We start from the raw sequence: 7773 nt of genomic DNA, 5'->3' as shown, positions 1-7773 counted from the left end.
GGGGGTGGTTTATTTTTTTTTTTGGTGTTTCGGTTTACCCGCACCAAAAAAACCCCGGGGGCGCCCGCGGGGGCCCCCCCCCCTTCATTACTTCATGCAGCGGTGTGGCGGGCTGGAATGGCCCACCTGAATTACACCCCCGCCGTCTCCCTCACCCGCGCCACCGGTCCCTGTCCGGTCTGATGCCGCGACCTCCCCGAACTCAGATAATCCGCGATCGAATCCTGCGTGATCTCGCCGACATAGTGCCCATCGGCATCCAGCACCGGCATCCACGACGATCGGAACTGATACATCTTCGAGAGCACGATCCGCAGGTTCTCATCCGGCGAAACAGTCGCCTGAAACTGCGTGAGCTTGTCGCCGCACACGCCTTGCGCCCCGCGCGCCGCCCGTCGCGACACCACGCCCAGCGCGTGCCGCTCGCCATCCAGCACGGTCAGATAGCGGCTGTCGCTCTCGTCCATCAGCGCGAACGCATCGGCCAGTGGCGTCTCGGCGCGCACGGTATCGGGTTGCGTCGCCGCATCTCCGGCTTTCACGAGCAACAGACGCTTCAGCGTGCTGTCGGCGCCGACGAACTGGCCGACGAAATCATCACGCGGATGCGCCAGCAAGGTATCCGGATGATCGTACTGCACGAGCTTGCCGCGCCGGAACACGGCCACGCGGTCACCCAGCTTGATCGCTTCGTCGATATCGTGGCTCACCATGATGACGGTCTTCTTCAACTGGCGCTGCATCGCGAAGAACTCGTTCTGGATGGACTCGCGGTTGATTGGATCCACCGCGCCGAACGGCTCGTCCATCAGCAGCACGGGCGGATCGGCGGCCAGCGCGCGGATTACGCCGATGCGCTGCTGCTGCCCGCCCGACAACTCGCGCGGATAGCGCTTCAGATACAGCTTCGGATCGAGCGCGACCATCGACATCAGTTCGGTCGCGCGATCGGCGCAGCGCTTCTTGTCCCAGCCGAGCAGGCGCGGCACGATCACGATGTTCTCTTCGATCGTCATGTTCGGAAACAGGCCGATCTGCTGGATCACGTAGCCGATATGCCGGCGCAGGTCCACTTCATTGAGCCCGGACGTATCCTCCCCGTTGATCAGCACGCGTCCCGAGGTCGGCTCGATCAGACGGTTGATCATCTTGAGCGTCGTGGTCTTGCCGCAACCGGACGGGCCAAGGAACACGCAGATTTCGCCCTCTTCGACCTTGAGGCTCACCGAGTCGACGGCGTTCACCTTCTGGCCGTCCTTCTGCGTGAAAGTCTTCGTCAGGCGGTCGAGTTCGATCATGTCTTTTGCACTCCCTTCGGTGTCAGTACACGCTGCAATGCCTGCAGCAGCAAGTCGGCGACGATCGCGAGCAGGCTCACGAGCACGGCGCCCACCAGCAGTTTCATCATGCTGCTCTGGCCGATCGCGCGCACGATCAGCGAGCCCAGTCCGCCCGCGCCGATCACGGCGGCAATCGTCATCACGCCGATGTTCATCACCACGGCGGTGCGCACGCCGCCGAGAATCACCGGCACGGCCAGCGGCAGTTCCACGAGACGCAGCCGTTGCCACGCCGTCATGCCGATGCCGATCCCCGCTTCCTTGATGCCCGCTTCCACGTTGCGCTGCGCGAGATAGGTGTTGCGCATGATCGGCAGCAGCGAGTACAGGAACACGGCGGTGATCGCCGGCACGGCGCCGATGCCTGCGCCGAAGCGCGAAAACACCGGGATCATCAGCCCGAACAGCGCGATGGACGGCAGCGTCAGGATGATGGTCGCGAGGCCGAGCAGCGGGCCGGCGAGCCACGGATAGCGATTCATCACAATGCCGAGCGGCACGCCCGCGAGGATCGCGCAGCCCACGGCCAAGCCCACCAGATAGCAATGCTGCAAGGTCAGTTGCAGCAACTCGGGCCAATTGGCGCTCAGATAGTCGGTCAGACTCATCGTTCGGGTTCCTCCTTCATCAAGGCAGCTTGTGCGCGCGCAGAAACTCGCTCGCGACCGCCTGCACCGACTTGCCGTCGATATCGACCTGCTTGTTCATCTCCAGCATCGCGTCGTTGTCCAGCACGGCGGACAGCGCGTTCAGCTGTTCGGCCAGCTTGGGATTCTGCTGGAGCACGGTCGCGCGCACCACGGGCGTGGCGTTGTACGGCGGGAAGAAATGAAGATCGTCTTCGAGCGGCACGATGCCGAAGCCCTTCACGCGGCCATCGGTCGTGTAGACGAGACCGATGGTCAACTGGTTGTTATGCAGCGCCGTATAGACCAGCCCCGAATCCATCTGCTTGGTCTCGGCGCGGCTGAAGTGCAGATCGTAGGCGGCTTCCAGCGGCTTCAGGCCATCGGGACGGTTCGCGAACTCCGCATCCATGCCGAACACGTGACGGGTACCTTTCGGGTCGCTCCTGAGCTTCTCCGACAACTGCGAAATCGTGCGGATGCCCGACTTGCGCGCGGCTGCGGCGGGAAGGCCGAGTGCGTAAGTGTTGTTGAGCGGCGACTTGTTGAGCCACACGAGCCCTTCCTTGGCGTCGAGATCCTTGACGCGCTGGTACATCTCGTCGGGCGACATCTTGTCCTTCAGCTTGTGATAGACCAGCGCCGCCGTGCCGGTGTATTCCCACGTGAGATCGACCTGGCCGTTTTCCTGCGCGCTGCGCAGGAGCACGCTGCCGAGGCCGGTGCGCGCGTCGATCGAATAGCCGCGCGCACGCAGATACTGCGTCGTGATCTCGACCAGGACGTACTGCTCGGTGAAGTTCTTGCCGCCGACGACAAGATTCGCGGCGAGCGCCGGCACGCTCGCGCAAGCGCTGAGTGCAACGGCGGCGAACGCTTTGCGGAGGAAGCGAGAGAGCTTCATGGCGTCACCTCGCTGCCGTTGGTCCAGCGCCGGCTTGCCGCGGACACGATGGCGTCGAGCAGCAGCGCGAGGATCGCGGTGCCTGCGGCGCCGAGCAGCAGCATCTGGTTGTCGTTCAGATAGATGCCGGGGAAGATCAGCGTGCCGAGACTGTCCGCGCCGATCAGATAGGCGAGCGGCGCCGTGCCCACGTTGATCGCGAGTGCGGTGCGCACGCCGCCCACGATGATCGGCATCGCGTTGGGCAATTCCACGCGCATCAGCGACTGCATGCCCGTCATGCCGATGCCCCGCGCCGCTTCGAGCAGCGAGGCAGGCACGTTCTTCATGCCTTCGTAGGTGTTGCGCGTGATCGGCAGCAGCGAGGCCAGGAACAGCGCGATGACGGCGGGCGTATCGCCGATGCCGAAGATGCCCAGCGCAATGGCGAGCACCGCGAGCGAAGGCACCGTGTTGCCGATGTTGAAGATCTGCATGAAGCCTTCGGCCTGCCGCGCGAGGCCGGGGCGGCTGAGCGCCACGCCCGCGGGAATGCCGATGACGATGGCAAGCGCCATCGAAATGCCCACCAGCAGCAGATGACGGCCCGTATAGTAGATGAGATCACCGGAGTATTTGTGCCATGTACTGGCGTCGATGGCGCGCGTCAGCAGCACGGCCACGATGATTACCGCCAGCAGGCTGCCGAGGATCTGGACAGTTCGTCGGGACATGGAAAAGGTCTCCTTGTTCGAAGGGCGAGCGCGATGGATCCACGCTGCGTCGTGCGCCGCTGCCGACAGACGCGGGCGCCGAATGGGAGCTGGTTACAGCCGGAATGGAAAGGATGGGCGCGAAGGCGTGGCGCAAATGCCCGCGCCGGAAGCGCTGGCCACTCGCCGCTCAGCAAGGACGGGCGAGGGTTGAAACAGGAAGGTCGGGTGTCGGCGTCTCCGTTTGAGCAGTCAATGAGCCTCCTGGCAAGGCGGCAAACGGAAAGCCTTTAGCAAGCCATGTGCCCGTCAGGCGATCTGACCGGTGCCTTGGGCCCCCCCTCTGCGTGCTGGCCTTGATCGGTCCAACGCCGCGCAACTTCGACACAACCCACACGACTTTCCTTCGCGATCTCATCAGGCTAGCCGAACACGCGATCGCCGCGTGGGATGAAGCTGAGAGGCGGCACCGCCGGATCGGCAGGATAAGGAGGACGGCGAGCTGACTCGCCTTGCGCTCTCGGGCAGCGAGACGGGCATGTGGGACCGCAACGCCGTACCGGCGAGCTCCACTATCCGCCCGACTGGCATGCGCTGACCGGCTATGAACCGCATGAGTTGAGCAACCGGATCCCGGGCGTCGCAGCGGGCCTCCGCCGCCAGTTTGATGCAGTGGCGGCTCGAATATCGCGTCGATCTTCGGCACCGGGAATCGCGCTGGCGCGAAGGCGAAGCAAGGCCGCAGCGCAACGCGGCGCGGACGCGGCACCGTATGACACGGCTTCATCATGGATGCGATCGGGCGCAAGCGCATCGAGGCGGAGCTGCAGTCGCTGGCAACCACGGACCATCTGACGCAGTTGTCGAACCGGCGTGAATTCGTGAGCCGGAGCGGGGCTGTGCTCGACACGCTGCGGCAGCGCGTGCTGTCATGCGCACGTCGAGCACTGCTCGTGTCCAGTGTCTTCTTTGCCAGACTTCTCCGGGCGGTATCAGCGTGTTGCCGGACCCACTGTGGGTGAACGGTATCTACACGCCCAGAAATTCTGCGATTCTTTGCAGTTGGGTGGTGGTGAGTTCCCGACCCTTGCCGGTCATGAAGGTGCGCACCATGTCTGGCGTGATGTCCTGATAACCTCGTGCCGTCAGTTCCACTTGTAGACTCCGCGGCGCCTGGGTGTTTCCTTCAAACCATTCATCCATCGAATTTGCATCGGGACTTTTCAGCTTCGAATAGTCTTCGGAGAACTGTCTGAGCTCCTTGCTTCCCCACGAAGGCTCACCGCCATCCGTGCGCGGTCGCTTGAGCGGCGGTGGTTGTGTGGGGTCGCTGGTTCCGGGTGGAGGGTCGGATTGGCCGGCATATGCGCTTGGGCGCTTCAGCGGCGGTTCCGGGGGGCTAACGCCGGCTCCGGAGGGCTCGGAAGGCATGTCGAGCGCGACCCATTTTTGCGACCGCTCTGACCAGTACCCGTCTCCGGACCGGATTCGCTCGATCCACGCTGTCGGGACGCCGGTTTCCTGGCTGATCTGCCAGGCCGGCTTCAACTGTTCGTTCCCTTCGATGATGTCGGCGTATTGCTGATAGGCCATGGGATAGCTTGTCAACGACGCCGCAGGAGCGGGCTGGGACGCCGCTGCCGGACCGTCTGGCCGGGTTCTCCAGGGTAGCTCCTGTGGGAGCCGGTCGATCGGACGACCGTGGATCCTTGCATAGCGCCGCGCGCTGATATAAGCCAAGAACTCGTCACCGCCAGTCAGTTCGTGTGCGACAGCTGACAGCGACTCACCGCTGGTCAATCGCGTGTACAAGAGCGACAACCTCTTTCCATCACGGGGCGCTTCGCCCCGATTGTATGCACGCGCCAGCCTTACCTCCCCGCTCTCCGCGATATATTGATTGATGAGGTTTTTGGCGGTCTCCGGACGGACGTGAAGTTCTCGGGAAATTTCCTCAAGAGTGTTTCCCTGTTCATACAGTTCAAATGCCCAACGGGCCTCTCCCTTCCCTCCCCCCACCAGACCGTGGTCGAGATCGACCTGCCAGTTCCCCCTCGTGTCAATGGACATGTGGGGCGCATTGGGCGCACCGTCGCGCGGCTCCATTTGCCACTTGCCGGCGGTTTCGTCGAAGCGCACCGGATAACTTTGTCCGCCTTGCTGGATGAAGTGCTGGCCGGTTCCATCGTGATACAGGCCACGGTAGTCCGCATCGGGCACCAGTTTGCCGGAGGGTTGTCGTGCGTATTCCGACGCCACCAGCGGAATGCCCGGCGCGTCGGCTGCGGTGCTTGCAGCGAGCACGGCGGGTCCACCGTCCGGCGCAGTGACGGGCTTGATTTCATCGGCAGGTTTGACTTCTTGCGCGACGCCTGCTTCCTCGGACTTTGTCCTGGATGCCGGCACCTGTTCTTCTGCGGCGCGACCGAAGCGCGGCAATCTCGCTTCCCCCAGCATGCCGCCCGCTACGCCGGAGAAGAAGTCGATACCCTGTCTGGCTGCTTCGGGAAGCGACTTGGCCGGCACGATGTAGTCGGTGAGCAGGTTCACGCCCGGCACGAGCCCCACGAAGAAGCGGCCAAGGCCGTCCTGGAGTTGCTGCTGCCAGAGCGGCAGGGGCGGCGTGTGGGCATCGAGATACTCGTAGCGAAGGGGACCGCGTTGGGAGGCGGCGTGATACAGCATGCCGGCCTCGTTGATGCGGCTGTTCTCCGTCTGGTAGCGATGGAGCAGATCGGCGCCGAAGTTGCCCATGCGCAGGTTTTCGGCGGTGGTATGCGTGGGGTCGGGCGGTAGCGGCGGGAGCTCGGCCGAACGGCGGAAGGGATCGCTCTGGATGTGATCGATGGCCCATTGAGCCTTCCCGGTCGCTTCATCGGACCACTGGTGCAGGGGCTTGAAGTCGTCGGGAGTGTGCTCCAGGCGATACTGGAACTGCTGCGCATTGCGCTCGGAGTTCAGGCCGTGGTTGATGAAGTACTCGAGGCGCTGGAAGGAACGGGTGTCGTCAAGCGAACCGAGCGAGGCAATCTGAAGCGATGAGGCATCGCGCATGGCCTGATCGATTTGCTGATCGGCCTGCTTCCATTGGTCATGCACGCGCCTGTGTTCCTGATCGATCATGGAGCCGATCTGCGTCTGCATGGTGTGGCGGATGTCAACGGCCTGTCCGAAGATGCGCGCGCGTTCATCCGGGGTCGTGGCCTGGTTGAACTGTTGTCCCTTTTCGGCGAGCAGATCGCTCTGCTGCTGGCCGGCGGCGCCGAGATAGACGGCACCGAAGGGCTTGCCGAAGGCCTGCTGGACGCGGGCGTTGGGGTCGCTCATGGCTTGCTGATAGGCCTTGCTGACCGGATCGATGACATCGCTTCGCACGGACTGCGCGATCTTCGCGCGTCGATCCCCGGTGGTGGCTGCGTTGTAGTAGGTCGAGCCCGCGGCGAGCGCGCCGCGATAGAAGTCGCGCTGACCGGACGGAAGGGCCTCGATTTGCTGGTTCGTCTGGGTGGCCTGCTGTTCGAACGAGATGGCATCGGGTGGAGCGCCACGCAGCGATTCGCCCTGGAGCGCCGCCAAGCTGTTGGCATTGCCGGCGTCGTTGGGAACGGTGGGGTCCTTGTCGAGGCGATCGAGCAGTGGCTGGGTTTCGGCGGACGACAGGCCAGGCGCGGCCGCATCGGCTGACTGAACTTGCGCCAGCGTGGAAGAAGACGTGGGCGTGCCGGTCTGCCCGGCAGGAGCGTCGACTGCTTCGTTGCGGATCGGAGCGGCAGGCGAGCCGTCCGGCGGAGCGCTGCCGGTGGCGGGGGTGTCGTTATCGTCGCCGTCATACGTTTCTACGGGAGTGGACGATTGTGAACTGACGCTTGATACGGCCATGTCGGGTTCTCCGGAAGCGAGGAGGGATGTCATGTCGATGCATCCGAGCACCGTTCGCGTCCAGTGTTACCTTCAGCCAATATCTCGAGGTGGTGAGCAGATATTTCCGACGTGTCCCGATGAAGGTTGTGCACGGATCATTACGTGCCGAGGCTGCTGCCGGGCAAATTGAAGGGCACTCAGGGTCCCAGGCATTCCGCGATTTTTTCCATCTGGTGCGTGGTGAGTTCGAGATCTCTTCCAGCAAGGCAGGGTCGTCGTCGCTGCCGCCATACTGCTGCGTGGAAACTGACGATTGTGAATTGACGCTTGATACCGCCATTTCGGGATCT

5 protein-coding genes are annotated in these 7773 nt (G+C 63.5%); all 5 read right to left on the bottom strand.

The features are described 5' to 3' along the window. Positions 1-131: 131 nt before the first annotated feature. The 5 genes from QCE64_RS25840 to QCE64_RS25820 all read right to left on the bottom strand — a co-directional run bounded on the left by QCE64_RS25840 (position 132) and on the right by QCE64_RS25820 (position 7474). Positions 132-1298 carry an ABC transporter ATP-binding protein gene (locus QCE64_RS25840; protein WP_310006965.1) on the bottom strand — a complete coding sequence of 389 codons (1167 nt, stop codon included), beginning with the start codon at positions 1296-1298 and terminating at the stop codon, positions 132-134. Beyond that, positions 1295-1948: an ABC transporter permease gene (locus QCE64_RS25835; RefSeq protein WP_310006963.1), complete on the bottom strand. Its 654-nt coding sequence runs from the start codon at positions 1946-1948 to the stop codon at positions 1295-1297. Before QCE64_RS25835 ends, QCE64_RS25840 begins: the two co-directional genes overlap by 4 nt. 19 nt (positions 1949-1967) lie before the next feature. Beyond that, a complete protein-coding gene (locus QCE64_RS25830; RefSeq protein ID WP_310006961.1) occupies positions 1968-2870 on the bottom strand; it encodes a glycine betaine ABC transporter substrate-binding protein in 903 nt (300 codons plus the stop codon). After that, positions 2867-3583 (bottom strand): ABC transporter permease, encoded by a 717-nt coding sequence (locus tag QCE64_RS25825; protein ID WP_310006959.1) that lies wholly within the window; start codon positions 3581-3583, stop codon positions 2867-2869. Before QCE64_RS25825 ends, QCE64_RS25830 begins: the two co-directional genes overlap by 4 nt. 1008 nt (positions 3584-4591) lie before the next feature. Further along, the gene (locus QCE64_RS25820; protein WP_310006957.1) at positions 4592-7474 is read right to left on the bottom strand and encodes a hypothetical protein; all 2883 of its coding nucleotides are present in this window, start codon (positions 7472-7474) and stop codon (positions 4592-4594) included. Positions 7475-7773 lie beyond the last annotated feature (299 nt).

Origin of the sequence: Caballeronia sp. LZ043 (assembly GCF_031451075.1) — a bacterium.
Lineage (GTDB): Bacteria > Pseudomonadota > Gammaproteobacteria > Burkholderiales > Burkholderiaceae > Caballeronia.
Note: the sequence above shows the minus strand (reverse complement) of the source record. Positions and strands in the feature narration are given on the sequence as shown.